Origin of the sequence: Mucilaginibacter sp. UR6-11 (genome assembly GCF_020880695.1) — a bacterium.
In the GTDB taxonomy this organism is placed as follows: domain Bacteria; phylum Bacteroidota; class Bacteroidia; order Sphingobacteriales; family Sphingobacteriaceae; genus Mucilaginibacter.
In genome coordinates this window covers 164,438-188,059 of record NZ_JAJIWO010000002.1, presented here as the reverse complement: position 1 = coordinate 188,059, position 23,622 = coordinate 164,438, and the positions used below count along the sequence as shown (strand labels likewise).

The 23,622-nt window shown below is 45.0% G+C and carries 17 protein-coding genes; 10 read left to right on the top strand and 7 right to left on the bottom strand.

The genetic code is table 11. The features are described from left to right. The first annotated feature begins 35 nt into the window (after positions 1 to 35). Both LJ658_RS06235 and LJ658_RS06230 read left to right on the top strand, forming a co-directional pair. A complete protein-coding gene (locus tag LJ658_RS06235; protein ID WP_230545614.1) occupies positions 36 to 2,357 on the top strand; it encodes a glycosyl hydrolase in 2,322 nt (773 codons plus the stop codon). Then, positions 2,354 to 5,245 carry a glycosyl hydrolase gene (locus LJ658_RS06230; RefSeq protein WP_230545613.1) on the top strand — a complete coding sequence of 964 codons (2,892 nt, stop codon included), beginning with the start codon at positions 2,354 to 2,356 and terminating at the stop codon, positions 5,243 to 5,245. The genes LJ658_RS06235 and LJ658_RS06230 overlap by 4 nt, the downstream gene beginning before the upstream one ends. A 2-nt stretch (positions 5,246 to 5,247) precedes the next feature. On the opposite strand, the gene LJ658_RS06225 is transcribed toward LJ658_RS06230, so the two are convergent. Continuing rightward, positions 5,248 to 6,489, bottom strand: a complete 1,242-nt coding sequence (locus LJ658_RS06225; RefSeq protein ID WP_230545612.1) for a VCBS repeat-containing protein — start codon at positions 6,487 to 6,489, stop codon at positions 5,248 to 5,250. 151 nt (positions 6,490 to 6,640) lie between these two features. Between LJ658_RS06225 and LJ658_RS06220 the strand changes: the two genes are divergently transcribed. Then, the gene (locus LJ658_RS06220; RefSeq protein ID WP_230545611.1) at positions 6,641 to 8,833 is read left to right on the top strand and encodes a hypothetical protein; all 2,193 of its coding nucleotides are present in this window, start codon (positions 6,641 to 6,643) and stop codon (positions 8,831 to 8,833) included. Between the two features lie 369 nt (positions 8,834 to 9,202). Here the strand turns inward: LJ658_RS06220 and LJ658_RS06215 are convergent, their stop codons facing one another. From LJ658_RS06215 to LJ658_RS06190, 6 genes are all read right to left on the bottom strand, one after another. Beyond that, entirely contained in the window at positions 9,203 to 10,024 is an 822-nt protein-coding gene (locus LJ658_RS06215; protein ID WP_230545610.1) for a hypothetical protein, read from the bottom strand. Between the two features lie 167 nt (positions 10,025 to 10,191). Then, positions 10,192 to 11,001, bottom strand: coding sequence for a hypothetical protein (locus tag LJ658_RS06210; protein WP_230545609.1), 810 nt, complete (start codon positions 10,999 to 11,001; stop codon positions 10,192 to 10,194). A 99-nt stretch (positions 11,002 to 11,100) separates the two neighbouring features. Continuing rightward, positions 11,101 to 12,096 carry a type IX secretion system membrane protein PorP/SprF gene (locus LJ658_RS06205; protein ID WP_230545608.1) on the bottom strand — a complete coding sequence of 332 codons (996 nt, stop codon included), beginning with the start codon at positions 12,094 to 12,096 and terminating at the stop codon, positions 11,101 to 11,103. After that, the gene (locus LJ658_RS06200) at positions 12,096 to 13,064 is read right to left on the bottom strand and encodes a gliding motility-associated C-terminal domain-containing protein (RefSeq protein WP_230545607.1); all 969 of its coding nucleotides are present in this window, start codon (positions 13,062 to 13,064) and stop codon (positions 12,096 to 12,098) included. The genes LJ658_RS06205 and LJ658_RS06200 overlap by 1 nt, the downstream gene beginning before the upstream one ends. 49 nt (positions 13,065 to 13,113) lie before the next feature. Continuing rightward, the gene (locus tag LJ658_RS06195) at positions 13,114 to 13,806 is read right to left on the bottom strand and encodes a hypothetical protein (protein ID WP_230545606.1); all 693 of its coding nucleotides are present in this window, start codon (positions 13,804 to 13,806) and stop codon (positions 13,114 to 13,116) included. Between the two features lie 35 nt (positions 13,807 to 13,841). Beyond that, the gene (locus tag LJ658_RS06190) at positions 13,842 to 14,924 is read right to left on the bottom strand and encodes a hypothetical protein (protein ID WP_230545605.1); all 1,083 of its coding nucleotides are present in this window, start codon (positions 14,922 to 14,924) and stop codon (positions 13,842 to 13,844) included. Positions 14,925 to 15,337: 413 nt separating this feature from the next. Here LJ658_RS06190 and LJ658_RS06185 point away from each other — a divergent pair, with 413 nt between their 5' ends. From LJ658_RS06185 to LJ658_RS06155, 7 genes are all read left to right on the top strand, one after another. Next, the gene (locus tag LJ658_RS06185) at positions 15,338 to 16,651 is read left to right on the top strand and encodes an APC family permease (RefSeq protein WP_230545604.1); all 1,314 of its coding nucleotides are present in this window, start codon (positions 15,338 to 15,340) and stop codon (positions 16,649 to 16,651) included. A gap of 173 nt (positions 16,652 to 16,824) precedes the next feature. After that, a complete protein-coding gene (locus LJ658_RS06180) occupies positions 16,825 to 17,493 on the top strand; it encodes an OmpA family protein (protein WP_230545603.1) in 669 nt (222 codons plus the stop codon). A gap of 82 nt (positions 17,494 to 17,575) precedes the next feature. Then, positions 17,576 to 17,971: a hypothetical protein gene (locus tag LJ658_RS06175; protein ID WP_230545602.1), complete on the top strand. Its 396-nt coding sequence runs from the start codon at positions 17,576 to 17,578 to the stop codon at positions 17,969 to 17,971. Positions 17,972 to 18,052: 81 nt separating this feature from the next. After that, positions 18,053 to 19,444: a hypothetical protein gene (locus tag LJ658_RS06170; protein ID WP_230545601.1), complete on the top strand. Its 1,392-nt coding sequence runs from the start codon at positions 18,053 to 18,055 to the stop codon at positions 19,442 to 19,444. Between the two features lie 91 nt (positions 19,445 to 19,535). Next, on the top strand, positions 19,536 to 21,758 hold the full coding sequence (locus tag LJ658_RS06165; protein WP_230545600.1) for a biosynthetic peptidoglycan transglycosylase: 2,223 nt from the start codon (positions 19,536 to 19,538) through the stop codon (positions 21,756 to 21,758). Positions 21,759 to 22,024: 266 nt separating this feature from the next. Next, positions 22,025 to 22,390: a PleD family two-component system response regulator gene (locus tag LJ658_RS06160; protein WP_230545599.1), complete on the top strand. Its 366-nt coding sequence runs from the start codon at positions 22,025 to 22,027 to the stop codon at positions 22,388 to 22,390. A gap of 416 nt (positions 22,391 to 22,806) precedes the next feature. Continuing rightward, complete coding sequence (locus LJ658_RS06155; RefSeq protein ID WP_230545598.1) at positions 22,807 to 23,607, top strand: hypothetical protein; 801 nt, start codon at positions 22,807 to 22,809, stop codon at positions 23,605 to 23,607. Positions 23,608 to 23,622 lie beyond the last annotated feature (15 nt).

Genomic DNA, 23,622 nt, shown 5'->3' with positions numbered 1-23,622 from the left:
TGGAAACGCCTTGTTAAACCAGTTAAATAAACCAAATGGTTAACCTAAAAAAAAGCTTTTTATTGCCGTTGCTTTTGCTATTGCCAGGCCTTAAGGCGGATGCGCAGGTATTAGCCGCGAACAATGATTTTAAAAATCCGCCGGTGCAGTTCAGGCCCGTCCCGTTTTGGCATTTAAATGGAGAACTGAGTACGGGCGAGTTAAACAAACAGGTTGCCGATGCGATAAAAATAGGCTTTGGCGGAGTAACGGTTTTGCCGGTAACGGCCGGCAGGCAACACCCAACAGGTTTGCCATCGCCGGGAATGAGCCCGGCGTATTTAAGCGAAGACTATTTTGCGCGCTACGCGGATATTTTAAAAGCCACCAAAGCCGGCGGCGGCCAGGTTATTTTATATGATGATATTGATTTCCCCAGTGGTACAGCCGGCGGCAGGCTAAAAGAACTTTATCCCGAAGCAATCCGGAAGGTATTGGTTAAGACAGATACCATAGTGGCAGGCAATCAGCAAATAAAGCTAACGCTGCCCGGCGGAAGCCCGATGGCTGTTGTTGCCACCGATCTTTCAAACCGGCAACGGGCCAACATAACTGCATTTGCAAACAACGGTAAGTTTAGCTGGCTGGCTCCCGAAGGAAAGTGGAAGGTAAGCGCGTTTACCTGCCAGCCCAATGGTGAGGCGCTGGTTGACTATATGGACCCGGACGCGGTAAAGAAATTTATCAGCCTTACTTATGAAGGGTATTACCAAAGATTTAGCGCTTATTTCGGCACTACCATCAGGCAAACCTTTTTTGACGATGTTGGCTATTATGATGCCGAACGCGGGTGGACAACCGCATTCAACGAAAAGTTTAAACAACGTTACGGAAAAGACCCGGCGGTATATTACCCCGCTTTATGGGAGGATATTGGCCCTGAAACCGAAGCGGCGCGGGTTGCTTTTTTTGACACTCGGGCCGAGTTGCTTGCTGAAGGGTTCCCCAAAGTAGTTACAGATTGGGACAACCGCCACGGATTAAAAAGCTCGGGCCATCCGCCTGGCAATTATGAAGTACAGCCGGTAGATATGAATTTTGATATTTTTAAATTCAACCGCCACCAGGATATCCCCACTATGGACGCCATTTTCTATCACGGGCATGGCCGTGAGGGCTATAAACTGGTAAGCTCGGCCGCGGCATTTTATGATCGGCCGATTGTTGCCGCTGAGATATTTGGTGCGTTTTTAGAAGATAAATTTACACCCAACACCATGTACCAGGCTGCCATGGAGGTTTTTGTGCGGGGTATAAATTTTTTGGTGCCGCATGGCATGTGGTATGATTCCAGGCCACAATCGGTGCGCATTCCGCCATTAATTTCAGCCTACAGCGCCAAGATCGCCCCATCCCTAAAGCAGTTTAATGACTTTGCCGCCCGCACTGCAATGGTGCTAACCGGTGGCAGCCAGGTGGCCGAGATCGGCGTTATCTACCCGATAGCTGCTTTAGAGAGTTACTACCATTTTGAAGCAAAGGGCCATGTATACGGGCAATTTACACCCCGGGGAACAGACTACCTGGCGATAAGCGACTTGTTAACCAATAATATCCACCGGGATTTCACTTTCATCCATCCCGAATTATTTGCCGGCGATAAGTATCGCGTTAGCAATAACCAGATCACGTTAAACAATAAAATTAACAGGCAAAACTACAATGTTATCATACTGCCTGCCGGCAAGGTTATATCTTACCGCGCTTTAAAAAAGCTGCAGGCATTTTATCAACAGGGCGGTAAGATAATCGCCACCCGGTTATTACCCTCAAAATCTGCTGAGTTTGGAATGGATGCCCTGGTGCAGACAACGGTTAAGCAAATTTTTAATCTTAATGCCGGCGGGCAAATGCCGGGGAATGCAACAACAAATAAAAATGCAAGGGGCGGCGTTGCGCTGTTTATCCCGCTGGCCGATTCGCTCAGCCTGGCCCGCGCGTTAAACAAAGTGGCGCCGACGCCCGATGTCATCTTTGAAAACACATCAGCAGCAAATAGCGGCGAGGGCAAATTATCCTGTCTGCATAAAATAAAAGGCGGCCGGGATATCTATTATATAGCTAACTCTACTGCCAACCCTGTAAATACTTACATCAGCCTGCGGGGTAAACAAAACGTTGCTACATGGGACCCCAATACCGGTGAAAAAGCGGCTATAAAGAACGTGGGGTACCTAAAAACTAACGGGGTTTTTTATACGCGCGTAAAACTGAATTTAGACGCTGTTAAATCTGTTTTTATAATTGGAGACGATACCGGCTTTAAGGCCGGTAACAAAAAAACACGCTCAACCTTTTTTCATAAACCAGGCCAATGAAATCACCAAAAGCACTGATAACCGTAATTGCATTTTTATTTGCAGCCCCAGTTTTTGCCCAAACACGCCGGGCCTTCAACACCACCTCAGCTATACCTGACGTGAATATGCAAAACCATTTTGTAACCCCGCCCGCCGGTGCCCGCCCCTGGGTGTTCTGGATGTGGCTGAACGTTAATGCTGATGAAGCTGCAATTACCGCGGATTTGGAAGAGATGCACAAAAAAGGCATTGAAGGCACTATTTTATATGAAAGCGGCACCGGCTCAGAACTGAGCTCGACTACCGCAACTATGGTTTTGCAGGGAAAGCAATATATAGTTAAGCCAACGGAGGATTTTAAAGGAGCCTACATGACAACCTTACCGGGCGCGCCCTTAAAGCCTTGGGATAAACGCACCCGCGAGCTGTTTAGATATGCGTCAAAAGAAGCGGGGCGGCTGGGCATTAAATTTGTTTTGAGCGTGGGACTGGCCGGCACCTCGGGGCCAATAGCTGCCGAATACGGGCAGCAGGAGCTGATTTGGTCCGAAAAGGATGTGCAGGGCCCGTTAACGGTTAATGAGCAACTGCCTGATGCATCGCAAACGGTACCGGCAACCCATTTAACACCTTTAGCCGCTAACCGCGATTACAAAAATAAACTATCGCGGATGTCGCAAAAGGCGAAGTCTGCTTTTGCCGGGCACGAAATAGCTGTGCTGGCAGTTCCGGACGGCGCACCGGCCCATGTTTCTCAGGTAATTAATCTTTCAGATAAAATCGATAATGAAGGCCGGTTGCATTGGACTGCGCCTGCCGGGAAATGGAAGATCTTAAGATTTGTGTATCGGCCAACGGGGAAACATGATGTTTGGGGCATTTTTACAGACGGCATGAGCAGCGAAGCGCTTGACACAACCTGGAACATAACCATAGGTAAGGTGCTTAAAGAAATGACCCCCGACGAAAAAAAGGGTTTAACCGGTGTTGAAGATGATAGCTGGGAGGGTGGCGAAACAACGTGGACCAGGCTTTTTGCCGCTAGGTTTAAACAACAACATGGCTATGATTTGATACCCTGGCTGCCTGCCATAGCAGGGATAAACATTGGCGATACAACAGAAGCGGACGGCGTAAGGCGCGATTATTACCGCACCATTGCCGACCTTATAGCCACCAACCATTATGCCCATTTACGGGAGTTGGCCAATAAGAATGGCCTGTTGCTTTATTCGGAAGCGGCGGGGCCAAATTCTGCGCAATTAGACCCTATACTAAATTCGAAAGGTGTTGATGTGGCCATGGGCGAGTTTTGGGTGCCGTCTGTGCACAGGCCTTCGCCCGAGCGCCGGTTTTTACTGCGCAACACGGCCACGGCCAATCATGTTAACGGCAAATTAATAACTGCCTGCGAAGGATTTACCTCCGTTGGGCCACATTGGGAAGAGAGCTTTTTTGATATGAAAAACGTCGCCGATCAGGCCTTTTGTGATGGTATGAATCTCAACGTGTTTCATAATTTCAGCCAGTCGTTAAGTGTTACCGCCAGGCCCAACTTTGTTTACTTTGCGGGGACACATTATAGCCGCAATGTTACCTGGTGGGAGCAAACCCCTGCATTTAACAATTATATGGCCCGCTGCTCCTACATGCTGCAACAGGGTTTATTTGTGGCCGATGCGCTTTATTTTAGGGGCGACGGTATAGGCCATAATGAACAAATGAAATCAGACCCGGGCTTGCCGGCACAGGGCTATGACCACGATAATTGTAATTTAGATGTGCTGTTAAATCGCGTAAGCACAAAAAATGGCCGTATTGTATTGCCGGACGGCATGAGCTACAGGATCCTGATCGTGGCAGATCAGACACAAATTGCGTTGCCGGCGCTTGAAAAGCTTGCTGCGCTGGTTAATGCAGGGGCCATTGTTGTTGGCTGGCGGCCGGCAGGTATTGCAGGGCTAACCGGCAATACCATTGAAAAAGCACGGGCGGATATATTGCTGGCAAAACTTTGGCCACCAACGGCAAGCCAGGCGGCGCATGTAATATCAGGTAAAACGCCCGCCGACGTACTGCGCGACTTAAATGTTGCCCCTGATTTTGAATATAGTGGCTTAAGCAGTAATGGCACCATTGACTGGATACACCGCCGGGCTGGCGGGGATGATATTTATTTTATAGCTAGCCGCTGGGATGCGAAAGAGAAGCTGAACTGCACATTCAGGGTGAGCGGCAAACAACCTGAAATATGGGACCCCGTAACCGGCGCAACCCGCCCCGTTGCTGCTTTTACACAAATAAGTGGCCGCACCATTATTCCGCTTCAATTTGAACCGCGGGAGTCTGTGTTTATTGTTTTTCGTAAGCCGATAGGTCTCGCAGTTAACGGCAGGGCAAAATCCAATTATCCAATCATCAGCACCAAAGCAACGCTAACCGGTAGCTGGCAATTGCAGTTTGACCCTAAATGGGGCGGCCCAGCTAAAATAACGATCGATTCGCTTATGGATTGGACCAAATTTGCAGATTATAATATTAAACATTATTCGGGCACAGCCATCTATCGCAAGACATTTACCATAAATAAAAATCCGGCCGGCAAAAAGCTGTTGCTTGATCTGGGCGAAGTTCATGAGGAAGCATCGGTTAAAGTTAATGGCATTGATCTGGGGGTGGTTTGGACCAAGCCTGCACAAATAGATATTACCCGCGCCGCCCGTGCCGGCGAAAACAAACTGGAGATTACCGTAGTAAACCTATGGCCCAACCGTTTAATAGGTGATGAGGCTTTACCTGCGGATAAGCGTTTTACTTTAACCAATATGCATAAGTTTAATAAAGATACACCGCTTTATCCATCAGGATTAATTGGACCGGTAAAATTGAAAGAAACCACGCGCTAAAATTATTTTTGCCGCCACAGGATCAGCGGATTGGCATCATGAAAATAGCCGTGTAATGAGGTAAAAATACCGGGGAGCTTGTCGTTACCAATGGTGCCGACTTTTGAATTAAAGCCGCCGGCGCCATAATCAGGGTATTGGCTTAATAGTTGTCTGCGCCAGGATGTGCCTTTGCCGTTTCCGTTATAAAAAATACCCAGGTGTTGTTTGGTGTTACTGCCATCTTTCCGGTCTTTACTTTGATCCTGCTGCGCGTAGCTAATATCAAGGTAACCATCGCCGTTAAAATCAGCCAGTTTAATGGACGAGGCATGTACCCAACCCACTTTGGCGTCCACAACATGTTTGATCCATTTGCCGCTGCGCGGATCTTTTGGCGCCTCATACCAAACCAATCCGTCCCCTATTTGCCGGTTATCGTCGCCATTGCCCGGGCCTTCACCCTGGCTGGCGCAAACCAGGTCTACACGCCCATCGCCATTAATATCCCCGGCAGTAAACGCCATGGTGGCCATTTCAAAATTACACAGGTCGCCGCCGGGGTTTGCGTCGATGATATGCGGCAGCCATTTACCGGCAAGGGGGTTACCCCCACTATGCCCCGGATTTTCAAACCAGGCAATTTGATTTTTATCGCCGGATTTGTAAAGTGCTATCACATCGGTATACCCGTCTTTGTGGTTCAATACATTGACGGCATACGTCCCCTGCCCGCTCCGGCCGATGTCAACAAATGTCCATTTCGGGCCATTTTGTATATAAACGCCGCTGGTGGTTATCACGTCAGGCATGCCGTCGTTGTTAAGATCGGCAACGCAAACCTCGTGCGAGAAACGCGAGGCATCAATAACATGTAATATCCACGGGGTTCTATAGGGGTTTGCTCCCTGTGCCATCGGGTTTTCTGCCCAGATGGTTTTGTTGCTCCAGCCGCCTATTATAATATCATTCCAACCATCGTTGTTTATGTCAGCTACCTGTGCGTCCTCAAACCCCTGAGCATTTCCCGGTTTAAAAATTACGTAGGGCTTCCATCCTTCAGAATAGCGGTATAATTTAAACCCGTTGTTATCCAAACTTCCCAGGTCATTATAAGGATCGCCGGAAAACTTGCCAATTACTTTTGGTTTATGTGAATTAAATTGAACGGTACTGTCAATTATCACCCGTTTAAAGACAGCGGTTTGGGCAGCTGCCGGCCGGGCCGCCAAAAGCGGGAGCCCACCAATAATTACCGCTTTCATGAATGATGATAATAGCCTCATTACTAACAAGTATACGCTTTGTTTTTAAAATCAGGCGGCGGCTTAAGTAACAATATCGCTATCGCCCGTACTTCAAAAAAATTAATAGTAATTTCAAAAATAGAATGAGCCTGTTGAAGTTCAGAAACCGATGAAGAAAGCTGCCTGTTTTGCTGTGTTATTTTTTACACTTTTGGGCGCGAAAGCGCAGGTCCCGGATAAAAGCTGGTGGACATTCTCTTATCCCTCTAGCAAATCAGCCGGTAAAAGCCTGATCGACCTTAGATACCTGAATGAGCATTTTGCCGGCCAAAACGGATTTATACAATTAAGCAGGGATGGTAATTCATTTGTGAACGGCACGGGTAAAGCAATCCGGTTTTGGGGCTGCAATGGCGGTAGCCTGGCCGGCGGGTTTGACGATAAAAAGTTGGACAGCCTCGCACGTTTCCTGGCTAAAATGGGCGTTAATATTATCCGTTACCACGCTGCTATTAACCCACACGGTAAAAACACCAAAGTTACAGACGTGGATATAACCGAAGCGCGGAATATCTGGCGGTGCGTAGCGGCAATGAAAAAGCAGGGAATCTATACCGTCATCTCGCCGTTTTGGCCGGCTAATGGCCACATGGGCGGGTGGATACCAAAAGAGTGGGGTATTGACGGTTACTCGGGCAAGGACGATTTGTGGGCAGTGCTGTTTTTTAGCGACAGGTTAAAAGAAGGATATAAGGCCTGGGTAAAATACCTCTACACCACAGCAAATCCATATACCAAAGTAGCCTTAAAAGACGAACCGGCGGTGGCGGTTATACAGGTTGAGAACGAAGACTCTCCTTTTTTCTGGACCATGAATAATATTAAGCCAGCGTTAGCCAAAACCATAGGAGCGCAGTTTTCAAAATGGTTAAAAGATAAATATGGCCCGCAGCCCGATATTAAAGATACCATGACTTTGCAGCCAATATATAATATGACGCTGCCACCACGCGGGGATGATAAAAGCAGGCTGCATGACCAGGTGGAGTTTTACGCCGTAAGGCAGCGCTCTTTTTATGACGAGATGGTGCGTTACTATCGGGATACTTTAGGGTGCAGGCAGTTAATAAACGGTAACAACTGGCACACCGCATCACAAAGCCGTTTGCTTGATCTGGAACGGTGGACGAACAGTGGCGCCGAAGTGATTGCGGTAAACAAATATTTTGACCCGCAGCATAAAGGCCCAAACGCGGGTTGGCGGGTTGATCCCGGCGATTTTTACGGCGCGCCATCGGCACTAAAAAACCCGGCGGATTTGCCGACAAATATAAAGCACGTTGCCGGCCACCCGATGATGGTGACAGAAAGCGGGTGGAATTTGCCTAATAAGTATCAAACCGAAGGGGCTTTATTGGTGGCGGCTTACGGAGGGCTGACAGGCCTTGATGCATTCTTTTGGTTTACACCAACGGCCACCGACTTTTCACAACAGCCTTATTTTACATTTTTGAATATACAGGGCCAGCATCCTTTAAACAGATGGAGCACCTCGACGCCCGGTGAGATAGGGATGTTCCCGGCAAATGCACTGATACAAAGACTGGGTTATGTAAAAGAGGCCAACGCCGTACAGGAACAACGGACAATGAAAAGTATGCTTAACCGTGACGTGCCGGCAATTTTTGAAGAGCAATCTTTTGATCCCAACAGGGATTTTATAACCACTAACAATAAAGATCGGGGGCAACTCTCGCCATTGACCTTTTTAACCGGTGGTGTAACTGCCGGCTATGCGGGTAAATCCGACGCCGTTAAGCTGGCCGCTAACCTTAAGCAATTAATCAATCTAAAAGAATCAACCGTAACATCGGTTACTAATGAGGAACAGCTTGATTACAAAAAAGGCATTTTTATATTAAATACACCCAGGGCAAAAGCAGTAGCCGGCTTTTTAAATACAAGGCGTTTATTTAGCTTAAACGGTGTGACCATACAATCAACCAATGAATATGCTACCATTGAACTGGTAAGCATGGATGGGTTGAGCATAGACCGATCAAAAAAACTTTTGCTTCAGGTGGGTACCATTTTCAGGCCAACCGGCTGGGGCGAAGAACCAACCGTATTAACCGAAGGCAAAAAACAACAACCCGGTTTCAGGATAACCAATACCGGCAAAATGCCCTGGCTGGGAATGTCTGCGGTTGGCAGCATCATACTAAAAAGTAAATCGATCAAAAAAGCAGTACAGCTGGATGCGGCAGGATATCCCGTCAGAAGCCTGGATCTGCAGTTATTAGCAGGCAGCGTTTCGCTAAAGTTACCTGCGGATGCCTACTATATTCTGCTTGAAAATTAAAGGTGAGCCTGATAACAAGCCGTGACCATCAATTTTATAATGCGGTTATTTTTTAAATTGGTAACAGAGTTCGACCATGCCGCTTTTGTAGGCTGTCACATTTTTAGATGTAATGTTTGTTCTTGTCCTATTTGATCAAAAAAACGGCACCCCGTCGCCTAAAATAACTGGCAGAATAGATTGTCTTATTTCATCTGCCAGGTTTAAACGAATAAAATCTTTAGTAAGACTGGCGATCTGCGTCGCCGAACTTTTAGTTTGCTAATAATCGGCTGTCTATATTTTTCTAAAGTAAAAGGGCAGCCGTCGGGCTAATTGTATAAAGCCGGCCGTAAATCCTTTGGCAACCCCGTCATTTCTAAGATAAACTTAAATAGGGTTAATTTCATTGGTTAATAAATTATAAGCATATACCGTAGTTTCGCCATTGTAAATTACGGTTATATGAGCCTGGTGGTTTCCCAGGAAAGCTATTGAACCGGTGAAACCCCCGGTTACTGTATTACCATCCTCAAGATAAGAAATATTAGCATTAAAATTAACGGTTCCGGCGATTATATCAGGAGAACCGGCCGCAACATTTATTGTAAGACCGTTTAAAACATATTGCGTAACTGACCGGTTATAAGCGATTATTGCTTTGGAATTATTAAGCGTTGATAAATAAAAATCGGTGCCGATATAACCGCGCATTGATATCGTGCTAAAATCAGAACCTGATTTGTTTACGATATAATTTTGACCGGTTATCCATTTGTTTAAAAACAATGCTCCTTTATCAGTATAGGTAATGCTGTCTGACAAAAAATATCCGTCAAGTGCCGACGAGCTGCAGGTATAAATAAACTTGTATTTGCTGTCAACATTTTTCAGGGTATCACCAACCTGGTTTTCAAGGTTTAAGGTGGTATCGATTGTAAAGCCGCAGTATGGCTCGATGCCATTTACCCGGGGGCCTCTTGGGGTTGACACAACGCCCGAAGGAGCTTTAATGCCATCGCCAATGTTTACGCCGCCGTAACGGCCGGTGATTGATTTGTAAAGATTAGCAGCAATTTGTTTGCCTGCTGCCATTGTATTAGCAGGCGAATTGTTTGAGCCGCCCGGCGCCTCGGTAACTTTTTTACAGCCGGTATAAACTAATAATACAGCAGCAAGGGTAGTTAAAGTAATTTTAAAGGATGCTTTCATATACGTTTTAATTGATCGGAGCATTATCCGCGACAACCTAACAAAAGCAATACCAACAAATAATACAGGTAAAAAACAACCCTGACCGGTTAAACAAGCGGTTTGATGGGTGTTTTTATCCCCAGAATGGGGATTGTCAGCTATAACGAAGATAGATCAGCCCGGTCTTAGCCCGTGGTTACTTCCCCGGTGATCATGTTTACGACGTATAATTTGGTTTCATTACCCAGGTGTATTAATACCCGCGCTATAAGATGGCCGCTAAATGTAATGGTGCCGTTAAAATTATTATTAACAGCTGTATTACCATCCAGGTTGGCAATTTGGGCGGTGAAGGCTGCTGTCCCTTCCACAACATCGGCAGTGCCGCTGCTGATGTCTACCTTAACTCCCTGTAAAACGTAATGGCTATCGTTGTTATGATATTGGGTGGTGCCATGCGTTGCGCTGGCTAAAGAGGCATGCGACGAAAAGCCGATGGTTCCTTCAACAGATGATATTTTATGGGTTTGATCAATGGCTTTTACAAAATACTTTTGAGTGAGTTTGTAGTTTGCTGTATAAAGAGGATAGGTTACCGTATTGGCAATGCTATCGTCAAGCCGGTAGCTATCCAGGACATCACCAGTACAAACGTAGGTAAATTTATAATGACCAAAGTATCTTTTAACCGTATCGGCTATAACATCTTGAAACTGGTAGGAGGTATCTATCACCAGGCCACAATATGGGTTTACATTGTTAATTCGCGGCCCTTTATGTCCGGGCGCAATGTTTAACGGGGCCTTTATTCCGTCATTAATATTGGCGCCGCCATATTGGCCCGACAACGACTTATAAAGGCTAATCGCGATTTGCTTACTTAAATCGCCTGCATTTATGGTGTTATCTGATAAGGTTGCATCTTTTTTACAAGTGATATAAAAGCAGGCTACAGCTATCAGAAGTATCAACGTGTATTTAAGCGAATGTTTCATGACATAGGGTGATTTTACTTTCAAATCAGAATTAAAATTTATCAGTTACACAAGGACTCAAAAAGCGGCCCTGATATTCGCGTTGTTTAAAGTTTGATCTTAAAAATAACATTTCCTGGTCGGGTCATTAAATCTTGAACGTGAGCTATTGCTGTTCTTTAATAAAAACCCTATAGATATTTCATGTGAGCCATAACCCAAGGCTCCGATTTTGTTCAATGAGTAATCAAAAGCATAACCTATGCGCACGTTTTCAGTAACAAAAAACTCTACTATACCAACCAGGGCACTTGATGTAGGTAAATCCTTTTGTAAATTAGGTTTGTTATAAAGCGTTATGGCTGTACGATAAGTTGCTCCCAGCCATAACCGGTCATTAAGCAGCAAAAATGCGTTAACATCCATGCTGGTCGGCACAGTTGGGCTGTCTTTTATCAATATAGAAGGTTTAAATTTGTTTTGATCGCTCAGGTTAAATAGCGCTCCTGTTGTAAAATACTCATGCGGTTTAGGAACAGGGACACCCAGCGAACTAACGTTTTGAGCGCTGTGCATGTACTGGGGAAGCAGGTTATCAACCGAGGCCCCGATAAAATAATCATCATTGGTATATAAAACTCCCAGGCGCGCATCGGGAGACAAAAAGCTATGATAACCCGTCGGGATATAATTATCGCCGGATTGCACCGGGTTTAGTTTGTTACCGTCAAGCCCTGATTGGATAAGCCCAACCCCAAGGCCAAACGCCAGCCTGGAGTTTTCGTTTTCTCCGATCTGTAACCGGTATGCGTAGCTGGTATAGGCTGCTATGTTATTCTGGGCGCCTATCTGGTCCCGTTGCAATAAAAGGCCCAGGCCAACCTTATCATTGGCCACCGAGCCATCCGCTGCTATCGAGGTGGTTTGCGGTGCTCCGTTTAAGCCCGTCCATTGCGAACGGTAAAAGCTGTTAACATAAAAATCGCTTTTATAACCGGCATAGGCCGGGTTAATATATAAACCGTTAAAAATATATTGACTAAACTGCGCGTCCTGCTGGGCGCTTGCTGTGATAAACGAGGTTAATAAAACAAAAATAAACAGCCCTTTTTTCATTATATCCTAGTTCTTAATAAGGTTAAATAGCCTTTGTACGTATCCCATACACCAGCTTTGTTCTTCGCTCTTAGTACATAGAAATAGGTTCCTTCTACCATTCCATTTCCATCCCAGTCATTTTTATAATTTGTTTTTTTATAAACTGTGTTACCCCATCTGTTAATTATAGTTAATTCGTTATCAGGGTAAGTATCAAGGCCAGGTATCACAAACGTATCGTTAACGCCGTCGCCATTTGGGGTAAATACGTTTGTAATTACTAACGGATAAACCTGCTGTACTGTTTGGGCAACGTTGTTTGCCATTATCGGGTCAATCTGTTTTCCCTTTATATTAACCACGCTCTGCACAATCCCGGGGGCTAAAACCTTAACGGTTATCACTGTTCTGGTAGGGTCATTTTCATTCAGTTTGCTGATGCTCCAGGTTAATTTACGGGTTGCGATGTCATACGTTATTTCCCCGTTATTTGGTTGAGGCAAGTAAACCAGGTTTTGTGGCAGGATATAACTCACCTGTACATTGGTTCCGGATATGGGGCTGTTGTTATTCGCTGTTAACACATAGGTAAAGCTGTCTCCGGGCGAAGCATGTATGTTTGATGATGAGATAGTGATGGCAAGGTCCACAACGGTGTCCGGAGTGGTCACCTGTTTTGGATTAATTATAATCCGCACCCCATCAGCCGTTACTGACGGACAGCCTTCGGCATTATAGGCCACAACAGAATAAACACCTTCCGTGTTTGCCACGTAATCTTTTGATATTGAACCACTTATCTTCACCCCATTCTTATACCATTGGTATGCGGCCGCATGATCAGCATTTCCGTGTAGAACAATAGATGCCCCTTCGTCGATCGTAAAAGTAAGATACCCTCCCTGGCTTGCCGAAGTTTGCGAGTAAGCCGTACTTTTAATAATCAACAATGCGCATATAACTATTATTCTACACAGATGCTTCATTGATGTGACTGCACGTTATTTTATTTGTTAAGATCCATCGTCTTTATTATTAATTAGCTGTAATTGTTGGTTTGGTTGGCAGCGGTGTTAGCGTAATATCTTTGGTGTTTGTAGCAGAGCAGGTTGAATTAAGTGCATAAGTTACATTCACTCCAAAAGTTACGGTTGCCGCGGTTGTTTCGCCGGTTACATTATAAGTGCTTGAGGTGGCGCCAGATATTGGGGTGCCATTCCTGGTCCATTGATAATTGATTGTATATCCTGTTGCCGGGGTAACATTAGCTGTTAACAGGGTTGAATTGGCTGCTTCGGCACACATAGAAGTTGTCGGCGTGGTTATGTTTACACTTAACGGCGGCAACACAAACACCTTAAATACGTCAGACAGTGGCGATGTACAACCATTGGCGTTTTCGGTAACAACCTGATAGTTATAATAACCTGCAGTAGTAGAGGTTTCTGTATAAGTTCTGCCGGTTATGGTGGTAGCTTCCTGCTTGTTGCCGTTCACGTCAATTTTATACCAGTGATATTTGGTGTAATCGGCACCGCCCGGATCTTTCGGACCCGACATAGAAATTACAGATCCGGAACATAATACTTTAGCCACGTCGGTCGCCGCTGTTGGTGGCGCAGTAGTAGCATCGCTGGGCCCGGAAGCAACCTGTGCAGATGCCCGGTTAACAGCAGCTGTCATTAACAATAACAGGACTGTTGTGATGGTTAGGAGACATTTTTTCATGATGATCATTTGCGTTTGTTAATTAATGGGTTGTTTTATAGTGGTGAAATCCCCGGCTTTTGCGGGTTTGGATTAATGGTAACTGTTGTTTGCACCGGTTGCGACGTGCAGCCGGTAGTTTTATTTTGTTCGGTGATGGTATAGGTGCCACTCAGGCTTATTGCTGTTGCATTTGCTGTTGTTATGGTATTGCCGTTACTGTCTTTAAAAAAATAATCGTAGGTATTGGTGTCGTACCCGACAATTGTCTGGGTTAAGTTATAACTACCGCAGGCGGTGTGTGGTCCGGTTAGCGTCAATACCGGGATCGGGTTAAGCACCACATGCACGTTTCGGCGGTAAACAGGCGCAAATACAATATCATCAACCGCGAAATCATTACCGCTGGCAGCAGTATTTTGATTAACCAACGCTATGGGAAAGGTTCCCGCAGCGCCCGAGGTCCAGGTAGTGGTAAAGTATTGCCAGACGCCCGTGGTAGTTGGCGGTGTGATGATGGTGCCCAGCGGGCTGCCATTTATAGAAAACTGCAGCTGCGCCGGATTTTGCGCGTTGGCCGAAGAAACCCATACCGAAAAAACATAATCTGTATTAGCCGATACGGTAATATTTTGTGTCCACACGATAGTATTAGCGGTTTGTGCCCCGTTAACTATCAGCATATTTCTTTGGTTCGCGGGGCTGTTACCAGTGTGGTCGCTATAAGAGCTAAAGCCACTATGAAGTGCGTTGGGATCAGTATAAACACCATAGGTCGCTTCCAAAAATAATGCGCTTTGATTACCGTTCTTGGCCTTATAGGTATAAGAACTTGTAAATCCGGTATTACCGCTGGTGAAGTCGCCATTGGTTACAACGTTGGCGCCGGTAACCTGCCACCAGTAATCGCCTGAAGCATTTACTGTTAAGGATGTGCCCGTTGTCCCGTCGTTCCAGATAGGGTTTGAATAGCCAGGTATCGTGCTTGTAGTTAACGTTGTGCTTGTACCGCAGACAGTTACGTTGTCGGTAATAACGGCCAATATAGATGTATACGCTCCTTTTATCTCTGTGAAAGAAAACCCAATTATCCCAACCAGGATAAAGCAAAACAAAAAAGTCAGTTTTCGGGGTAACATTAAAGCGCACATAATCAACCATGTTTTAATTAACAGGCAAGGCATTTTTACGTAAATAACTCTGTTAGTGTTACAAACAGTTAAAAAATAGCTCCCAAAAATTTCTTTTTTCTCAATAAAGTTTTCATCTTTTAACGGATCAAACCGATACCCTCTGCCGCCGGTAACTATCCAGGCGGATTACGTTATATATAATACCCTTATTATCAGTTTGTTATAAGCGACCAAGAAACTAACATATATTGTTAATATTTGTTAATAACTACTTCGGCATTGCCTAATAAAACAAGCTATTGTAGCCCGATTTTAACCGCACATTTAACCTACAGTTAATTTGCTGCCTGAAAAACATTAAAATTTGTCGTATTACGGGGGCATTAAAAATTCGGTATAAAACAATATTTTTATGGCCGATGGCCGTAAAAGAATATTTAAAAAAGATAAGACCGGTACAGCTGGTGGCTGTCATTTTCTTTACCGTATCCGGAGGGCCGTATGGCCTTGAGCCATTACTTGATTATGCCGGACAGCATGCTGCGTTATTAGTTTTGCTGGTCACTCCTTTGCTGTGGGATGTTCCCGCAATTTTTACGGTGCTCGAGTTAAATAGTATGATGCCGGTTACCGGGGGTTATTATAAGTGGGTAAAATATGCGCTGGGCACCCGGTGGGGTTTTTATGAAGGCTGGTGGACCTGGCTTTATACTTTTGTCGACCTGGCCATTTATCCGGTATTGTTTGTAGCTTATGCTTCGTTCTTTTTCCCGGGCCTTGAAGCTTACAAAGTCCCGGTATGTCTGGTTATTATATGGGTTTCGGCCGGTTTAAATATACTGGGCATAGTACCGGTTGGTAGGGTGTCGCTGTTTTTGGGCGCTGCGGTTTTGACCCCTTTTATCATACTCTTTGGTTTGGCAATTTATCATCATACCGGGCACTTAACTGTCCCGCCGCCGTCCTTAAACGGCATTTCATTTCCTTCATTAGGGATGGCGCTGTATACGGTAATGTGGAATTGTTTGGGCTGGGACAATACCACAACCTATGCAGAAGAAGTTGAAAAACCTGTAAGATCATATCTCGTATCCACGCTCATCGCCTTTGCCTTGGTAATTGTTATTTATTTCCTGGTGATATGGGTGGCGCAGTTATCCGGTATCAGTCCGGCTGTTTTAACCAATGAAGGATTTCCTGCTTTGGGTACATTGATAGGGGGCCGGTGGTTGGGAGCGTTATTGGCGTTAGGCGGCATGGCCAGTACGTTGGGCATATACGCCGCAGTTTTATTGTCGGTATCGCGTGTGCCACAGGTGATGTCTGAGGATAGTTTGTTACCGGCGAGGCTTAATAAGTTACATACGCGTTTTCAGACTCCTTACGTTTCTATCCTGATTTGCTCCGCCATCGTCAGCCTGATGATATTGTGGACGTTTGCCGATCTGCTGATTATTGATGTTACGGTGTACGGCGCAGGCCTGTCTCTGGAGTACATTGCATTGATAAAACTCCGCATAAAAGAACCCGGTACTGCCCGGCCGTTTAAAATTCCGCTGGGCATTACCGGGCTTTGTTTAATGCTCGTGCTTCCGGCACTGGTTTATTTTATCGCTCTGGGAGGAGCATTCTCTTCATCCGCAGAAACTATCAAGCCGGCACTGTTTGCAATTTGTGCGCTGTTAAGCGCCGAGATTTTTTGGCGGCTATTGGTTTGGCGTAAGGCATTTTAAAACTAAATCTGTACTAAAAACAAGTCAACGCAGTTGGCAGCAACTTCCTCAAAATTTCGTAAATGGTAAAAAAATGTTTTTAAAGTTGTTAATGGCGCCCTCTGCCTCATTATTAACTTATTGGCATTGCGTTTGCAACTTTATTGTTAATTATAATAAATTCCAGAAACAACATGAAAGCAGTTAGAAATAGTATAGTAGCCGTGGCCCTTGCCGTGAGCGTTTTAGGCGCAGGATGCAGTTCATTTAACAAAACACAAAAAGGTGCAGCCATTGGCGCCGGCGCCGGCGGAACAATAGGTGCATTAATTGGGCACAGTGCCGGTAATACAGCCCTGGGCGCTATAATCGGCGGTGCGGTTGGCGGTACTGCGGGCGCATTGATTGGGCACAGGATGGATAAGCAGGCGGCTGAGATTAAACAAACCGTGCCCGGAGCCACTGTAATAAGACAGGGCGAGGGTATTGTTGTAAAATTTGACTCAGGGATATTATTTGATGTTGACCGGGCCGATTTAAAGCCGGTAGCCAAAACAAACCTGCATAACCTGTCTGCATCATTACAAAATAACCCGCAGACAAATATTACCATAATTGGCCATACGGATAATACGGGATCTGCTGATCATAACATGGATCTGTCTATCAGAAGAGCGGAAGCTGTAAGATCTTTTATCGTTGCCGACAATGTTAGCAATTCGCGCTTAACCACTTTAGGTAAAGGTGCTTCTGAGCCGATAGCTGATAACACTACCGTTTCAGGCCGCGCGCAGAACCGCAGAGTTGAAATAACAATTGTTGCTAACGATGAAATGAAAAAGCAGGCACAGCAAGGCAATTAAGATACAAATACCTATATAGTTTTACGGGCCCCGGCAGTTTTGCCGGGGCCTTGTTTTTTAACCGGTTAAAGATTAGCTTTGTATGATGATAAAAAGATTAACAACGCTTTTTTTAACCAAGGTATATCTCATTACCGCATTTGGTTTTGCGCTTAATCTTCATTATTGTGGCAGTGTCCTTGCTGCCGTAACCGTTAACTCACCGGCAAAATCCTGCAAACCTGTTGCGGTGATGAAAATGAAATGCTGCAAGGAAAAACAGGTTGACGTAAAGATCAGGGATGCTCACCAGGCTGAGTCGCCGTCTTTAATGACTAAACTATTTGGTTTTGAGCTATCGAAGATCCCGTTCGGCGATTTTATTTTGTCGGCCCAACAGGCACTTTTAGACAAGCTTTCAAAGCCGGCGCCACCACCTCCGCCACCACCCTCCGGTAAAACGGCGCAGTATATCAAAAACTGCAGCCTTCGTATTTGAATTTAATTTATCGTTAGGTAACCCGTAAGGTTTACCGTGTATTTATTTTTTACGATTAAATTTTATTTAAAATACTAACCAATGAAAACGTATTATATAATTATTGCAATAATGCTGGCCGGATCATTATCCGCTTTAGCGCAAATGGATAAGGCTAAGGACACTACGAAGGCCCCTAAGCGTCATACCCACCATATGAATGGTGTTGAAATGGACGATATGGATATGATGGATATGGACATGGGGTCTATGAAAATGAACAGCCAGTTCTCGTTAGACCTGCCGATGAACCGCGATGGTTCCGGTTCATCATGGGTGCCCGACGAATCGCCGATGTACGCCTATATGATCCAGGGCAAAAAATGGATGTCCATGATCCACGGCAGTTTTTTTGCCCGGTACAATAACCAGGATCTTTTTAAATCAGGCAACCGCGGGGGCCAAAAATTCGACGTGCCCAATATGGTGATGGCTATGACACAAACCAGGGTTGGCAGCAACGGCCTGTTTGCCATCAATACAATGTTTTCGCTTGATCCGTTTCTGATTGGCGCGGGTGGATATCCGTTATTGTTTCAAACAGGCGAATCATACCAGGGCAAAAAGCTGGTTGACCGCCAGCATCCGCATGATTTGTTTGCCGAACTGAGCGTTGCCTATACCCAGCGTGTAGCTAAAGACGCCGATCTTTCGTTGTCTTTCGGCTATCCCGGCGAACCTGCATTGGGGCCACCGGTATTCATGCACCGCTTGTCGGCCATTAATAACCCCAACGCGCCGTTGGGCCACCACTACCAGGATGCCACGCACATAACATTTGGCGTTGCGACGCTTGGCTTCAGGTACAAGGATGTAAAGATTGAAGGGTCTGCATTTACGGGCCGCGAGCCGGACGAGTTCAGGTATAATTTTGATGAAATGAAATTTGATTCCTATTCGGTTCGGGTTTCCTATAATCCATCAAAAGAGTGGGCGCTGCAGTTGTCAGATGGGATGATCCATAGCCCGGAAGAAGCTGAGCCGGCGCAAAATGTTAACCGGTTTACGGCTTCTGCAATTCATACCAAAATGTTAAGCGAGGATAGTTACGTGGCCACCACTTTGGTATACGGGCAAAATCATTATTCGGACAATGGTAAAACACAGCCCTCCATCCTGCTTGAAAACAGCCTGCAGTTTGCCCGCGCCGCAGTTTATGGCCGCTATGAGTTTGTGCAAAAGGATGCAGAAGAAATGGACATGCATGCCATGTTTCCGGCCAATCCAAACTTCAACATACACGCGTTAACATTAGGGACGAATTATATTTTAGCTACCGTAAAAAGCACCAGCTTAACGTTAGGTGTACAAGGCACGCTAAACAGGTCGCCATCGGCATTGAAAAGTTATTACGGCGCGGCGCCGGTAGGTTTCCAGGCCTACCTGCGTATAAGCCCGGCTTTAATAAAGATGAAACCTGCAATGAAGATGTAAGCCCAAACAGGTTAAAATTAAGGCGATGCATTGCTGATAAGGAAACATTTTAGCAATCATAACGTTTGTATCCATACAATTTAGTTTAGTTTTGGACAAAAATTCTTTGATGCATCGCCTTAATCCTAAATACATCCGCCTGGCGGGTATTGTTGCTGCTTCCTTACTGGTTATCCTGCTTATTGGCGGATATATTGCCTACACCAAACGCGAAGGCATCTTACAACACGAAATAACTAAGGCAAAGGCTAAAGCCAAAAGCCTTTATCATTTAAACCTTCAGATCGGTTCGGCACATTTTACGGGGCTAACCACCATTACCTGCACCGACATCACCATCGTACCCGAAAACCGGGACAGCCTGCTTACCGTTAAACATTTTGATGTAAGTATAAAACTATGGCCATTGTTATTTGGCAACATAAAACTGGCTAATGTTGATCTGCTTAACGGGCATTTAAACTTAACGGATCTTAAGGGAATCAGAAACTTTGATTTTTTATTTAAAAAGAAAGCAGACTCCACCCAGGCCCGCGCTAAGGTTGATTTGAGCGAACTTTCAAATAACCTGATCAAACAGGTGCTATATAAAATACCTGACAATTTAATCGTCAATAATTTCCTGGTATCATTCACCAATGACAGCACAAAACTGAAGTTACTTACCCAAACAGCCAAAATTGATGATGGCGACCTGACATCAACCCTAAAAATTAATGATACGGTTGCAACCTGGCACTTTGCCGGCACAATGCACCCCAGCGATAAACTGATTGACATCAGGCTTTATGCTGATAATGGCAAGGTCGAGATCCCTTTTATTGAAAAGCGTTTTCATGCGCGGGTTAATTTTGATAATATAACTGTTAAGCTGACCAATGTTAAGCACAGCGACGGTGAAACCCGGATAGAAACCTATTGCAGCGCCCATAACCTGCTGGTAAACCAGCCCGGATTGGCAGCCAATGATATCATAGTGCAGGACGGGTCAATTGCGGCCAATGTTTTTGTAGGATCAAATTATATATCACTGGATAGTTCGTCAGTTATTCATTTAAAGAAAATGAGCGCGCATCCGTTTATTAAATACACGCTAAAGCCGGTAAAAATTTATGAGCTTAAGCTAAGTACCGGCTGGCAAAATGCGCAGGATATTTTTGACTCGTTCCCTACCGGGATGTTTGAGTCGTTAGATGGTATTAAGGTTGCGGGTAAACTTAATTATTCGCTAAACTTTTACCTTAATACCAAACAGCCGGACAGCTTAAAATTTGATTCGCGAATGGATAAAGATCCGGCATTCCGCATATTGAAATACGGGAAAACCGATCTGGGCAAGCTGAACCGTCCCTTTGTTTATACACCTTACGTTAAGGATAAACCAATGCCGCCGCACCTTATCGGCCCGCAAAACCCGGATTATACGCCGCTGGAAGAGATGTCGCCATACCTGCGTAACGCGGTGATGACAGCCGAGGACCCGACGTTTTATAAGAACCACGGGTTTGTAGAGAAGGCCATAAGGCAATCTATCGTAACCGATATTAAGGATCATAAGTTTAAACGCGGCGGCAGTACCATATCGATGCAACTGGTTAAGAATTCATTTTTAAACCAGAAGAAAACCCTGAACCGTAAGATCGAAGAGATACTTATTGTCTGGCTGATTGAGAATAACAATATCATGACCAAGGACAGGATGCTGGAGGTTTATTTTAATATTATTGAATGGGGCCCCGGGATCTATGGCATCAGCGAAGCTTCGCATTATTATTTTGGCAAGGCTCCGTCTGAGTTAACGTTAGGCGAAAGTATTTTCCTGGCCAGTATCGTGCCGCGTCCGAGAGCGGGACTCTATGCCTTTTTACCTGACGGAAGTTTAAGACCCGGGTTAGAGAACTACTTTAATTCATTGGGCCGCATGATGATGGGTAAGGGTTTTACGCAGGCAGACAGCAGTTCGTACGGCTTTTATACGGTACAGTTAAAAGCAAGTTTGCGCCGCAAGATAACACCGGTTGATTCGGCGGCTGCCAGCAAAATATTGAACGCTCCCGGCGATGACGATATTGACATTCCAATCATCGAAGAGCCACAACCCGCTAAGAAACCCAATTTCTTTCAGCGCTTGTTTGGCAAAAAGGATACGGTTGTCCAAAAAACCGAACAAATGCTTAAGGATGAAGAGCAGCAGCGCATAAATGCGATAGACCCAACCGGTAAAACAAAAAAACAGATCCGCCAGGAAAAAAGAGCTATCAAGCAGCAGGAAAAAGAAAAACGGCAGGCGTTAAAAGACCAGGGAAAGCTATAACTATACAAGCGTTGGTCAGACACGGGCGCTCTGATAACTAAACAATTGAGGTTAACAAATCAATGGTGGCCATACGTTCCGATGCTGCTGATGACGCCTTTGGTCCGTCTGTAAAAAGCGAAAACTAAATAATATAATTTATACCTGTTTAATATTGGTTAACTTTCATAGACAGCCGGGTGAAAGATTAGGCGCCATTTTTGTAAAAAAGTTAACCTATTGTTAATTCGGCATGGCTATTGCAGAGAGTCAATAAATAAAAGGTCATGTCTAAAAAGATATTAATTGTCGATGATAACGAGTTTATGATAGAGGTGATGACCTATATATTAAACAATAAGGGCTATGACGTTATCGCTTTAAACAATGGCGACCAGGTATTAGATCGTATTAAAACAGCCAGTCCTGACCTGGTTATTTTAGACATGATGTTACCTGATGCTGACGGCCGCGAAATATGCCATGAAATAAAACATAATACAGATACCAGGGATTTGCCTGTGATTATCTGTACTGGTAGTAATGACGTGAAGCTAAGTATGAACCAACCCGGATCGCCGGACGATATTCTTTACAAACCATTTAATGTAGACTCTTTAGTTGATATGGTGGCCTATCAGTTAGCCGCCTGAGTAACCAGATAAGCTGTTTGTCAGATAGTTAATCCTTGCTGAACGCTAAAGGAAATTTCTGGTTTGGTCAATTTTCTCTGCCCCTTGCAGGTAGCTTTTTCATGCGCTGCCATTTAGTTATCCTGCTTATTAAGTAATTGCTATACAAGCATAGTGTTGAATAGCCGCCCGGTACTGCAGTAATTATACCTGCAACCCCACAAGTTGCGCGGTCTCTCAATATATCAATAGCGTCATTAATCTATTTACGTATTTAGCTGTCCAACGGGCTGTTAAAAGCAAAATGTGTAGTTTTCGCGATGCGTAAATTTGTCGCTACAATAACGCGGGTGGTGTACTTTATTTCTTACATTAACGGTCAATTACCAATCTTGTCTAGGCTGAACTAAAACGCGGGCAAGTAATTAGATTTGAAAATGAAAAACCTTATCCTTTTAATTGTTTTATGCCTGGCAACCAATATTGTTTTATTTGCCCAGGAAACGACAACAAAAAAATTAGGAACGGTGCAGGCTACCAACCTGCGGGCTCCTTCGCCAATAAAAATTGACGGTAAACTGGGCGACTGGAACAACAATTTCCAGGCTTATAATAAAAACACGCGCTTACTTTATCTGCTGGCAAATGATGACAGGAACATTTACCTGGTTGCCAAATCAACAGACTTTACCACTACCGCAAAGATCATTGCCGGCGGGATTTCCTTAACCATAAATACCGAAGGCAAAAAGAAAGAGAAGGACGCCTATAACGTAACGTTCCCGATAATTGAACATCCCGAGAGGCTGGCGGGTGGTTTGGGTAACCGCTTTGGTAACCGAAACGCGGGAGCAGATACCGAACTGATGAAGGCGGTACATGAACGCACCATCATAGCGGCCAAGCAGATCAAAGTTTTAGGCTTTAAAAATATTACGGACACACTTATTTCTATTTATAACGAGTACAGCATAAAGGCGGCTATAAATTTTGATGCCGATGGCAGCCTGACATTTGAACTGGCCATACCACTTAAATCACTTGATCTGTTTGCCGACACCCCCAAAGAAGTTGCCTACCAGATCATGTTAAACGGTTTGCAGATCAATGACGGCCGGGGGCCTCAGGGCGGTGGCGGCCCGCCGGGGGGCGGCGGAGGCAGGAATGCGCTTGATTTTATGGACCTGGTAAGCCCAAGCTATTTTTGGGGAAAATATACGATCGCGAAAAAACAATAAAACTACCTATAATTC

What these genes read in the sequence shown, in the direction of transcription:
- LJ658_RS06235 (WP_230545614.1), top strand. Translation starts at nt 36, where the DNA reads ATGGTTAACCTAAAAAAAAGCTTTTTATTGCCGTTGCTTTTGCTATTG.
- LJ658_RS06230 (WP_230545613.1), top strand. Translation starts at nt 2,354, where the DNA reads ATGAAATCACCAAAAGCACTGATAACCGTAATTGCATTTTTATTTGCA.
- LJ658_RS06225 (WP_230545612.1), bottom strand. Translation starts at nt 6,489, where the DNA reads ATGAAAGCGGTAATTATTGGTGGGCTCCCGCTTTTGGCGGCCCGGCCG.
- LJ658_RS06220 (WP_230545611.1), top strand. Translation starts at nt 6,641, where the DNA reads ATGAAGAAAGCTGCCTGTTTTGCTGTGTTATTTTTTACACTTTTGGGC.
- LJ658_RS06215 (WP_230545610.1), bottom strand. Translation starts at nt 10,024, where the DNA reads ATGAAAGCATCCTTTAAAATTACTTTAACTACCCTTGCTGCTGTATTA.
- LJ658_RS06210 (WP_230545609.1), bottom strand. Translation starts at nt 11,001, where the DNA reads ATGAAACATTCGCTTAAATACACGTTGATACTTCTGATAGCTGTAGCC.
- LJ658_RS06205 (WP_230545608.1), bottom strand. Translation starts at nt 12,096, where the DNA reads ATGAAAAAAGGGCTGTTTATTTTTGTTTTATTAACCTCGTTTATCACA.
- LJ658_RS06200 (WP_230545607.1), bottom strand. Translation starts at nt 13,064, where the DNA reads ATGAAGCATCTGTGTAGAATAATAGTTATATGCGCATTGTTGATTATT.
- LJ658_RS06195 (WP_230545606.1), bottom strand. Translation starts at nt 13,806, where the DNA reads ATGAAAAAATGTCTCCTAACCATCACAACAGTCCTGTTATTGTTAATG.
- LJ658_RS06190 (WP_230545605.1), bottom strand. Translation starts at nt 14,924, where the DNA reads ATGTTACCCCGAAAACTGACTTTTTTGTTTTGCTTTATCCTGGTTGGG.
- LJ658_RS06185 (WP_230545604.1), top strand. Translation starts at nt 15,338, where the DNA reads ATGGCCGTAAAAGAATATTTAAAAAAGATAAGACCGGTACAGCTGGTG.
- LJ658_RS06180 (WP_230545603.1), top strand. Translation starts at nt 16,825, where the DNA reads ATGAAAGCAGTTAGAAATAGTATAGTAGCCGTGGCCCTTGCCGTGAGC.
- LJ658_RS06175 (WP_230545602.1), top strand. Translation starts at nt 17,576, where the DNA reads ATGATGATAAAAAGATTAACAACGCTTTTTTTAACCAAGGTATATCTC.
- LJ658_RS06170 (WP_230545601.1), top strand. Translation starts at nt 18,053, where the DNA reads ATGAAAACGTATTATATAATTATTGCAATAATGCTGGCCGGATCATTA.
- LJ658_RS06160 (WP_230545599.1), top strand. Translation starts at nt 22,025, where the DNA reads ATGTCTAAAAAGATATTAATTGTCGATGATAACGAGTTTATGATAGAG.
- LJ658_RS06155 (WP_230545598.1), top strand. Translation starts at nt 22,807, where the DNA reads ATGAAAAACCTTATCCTTTTAATTGTTTTATGCCTGGCAACCAATATT.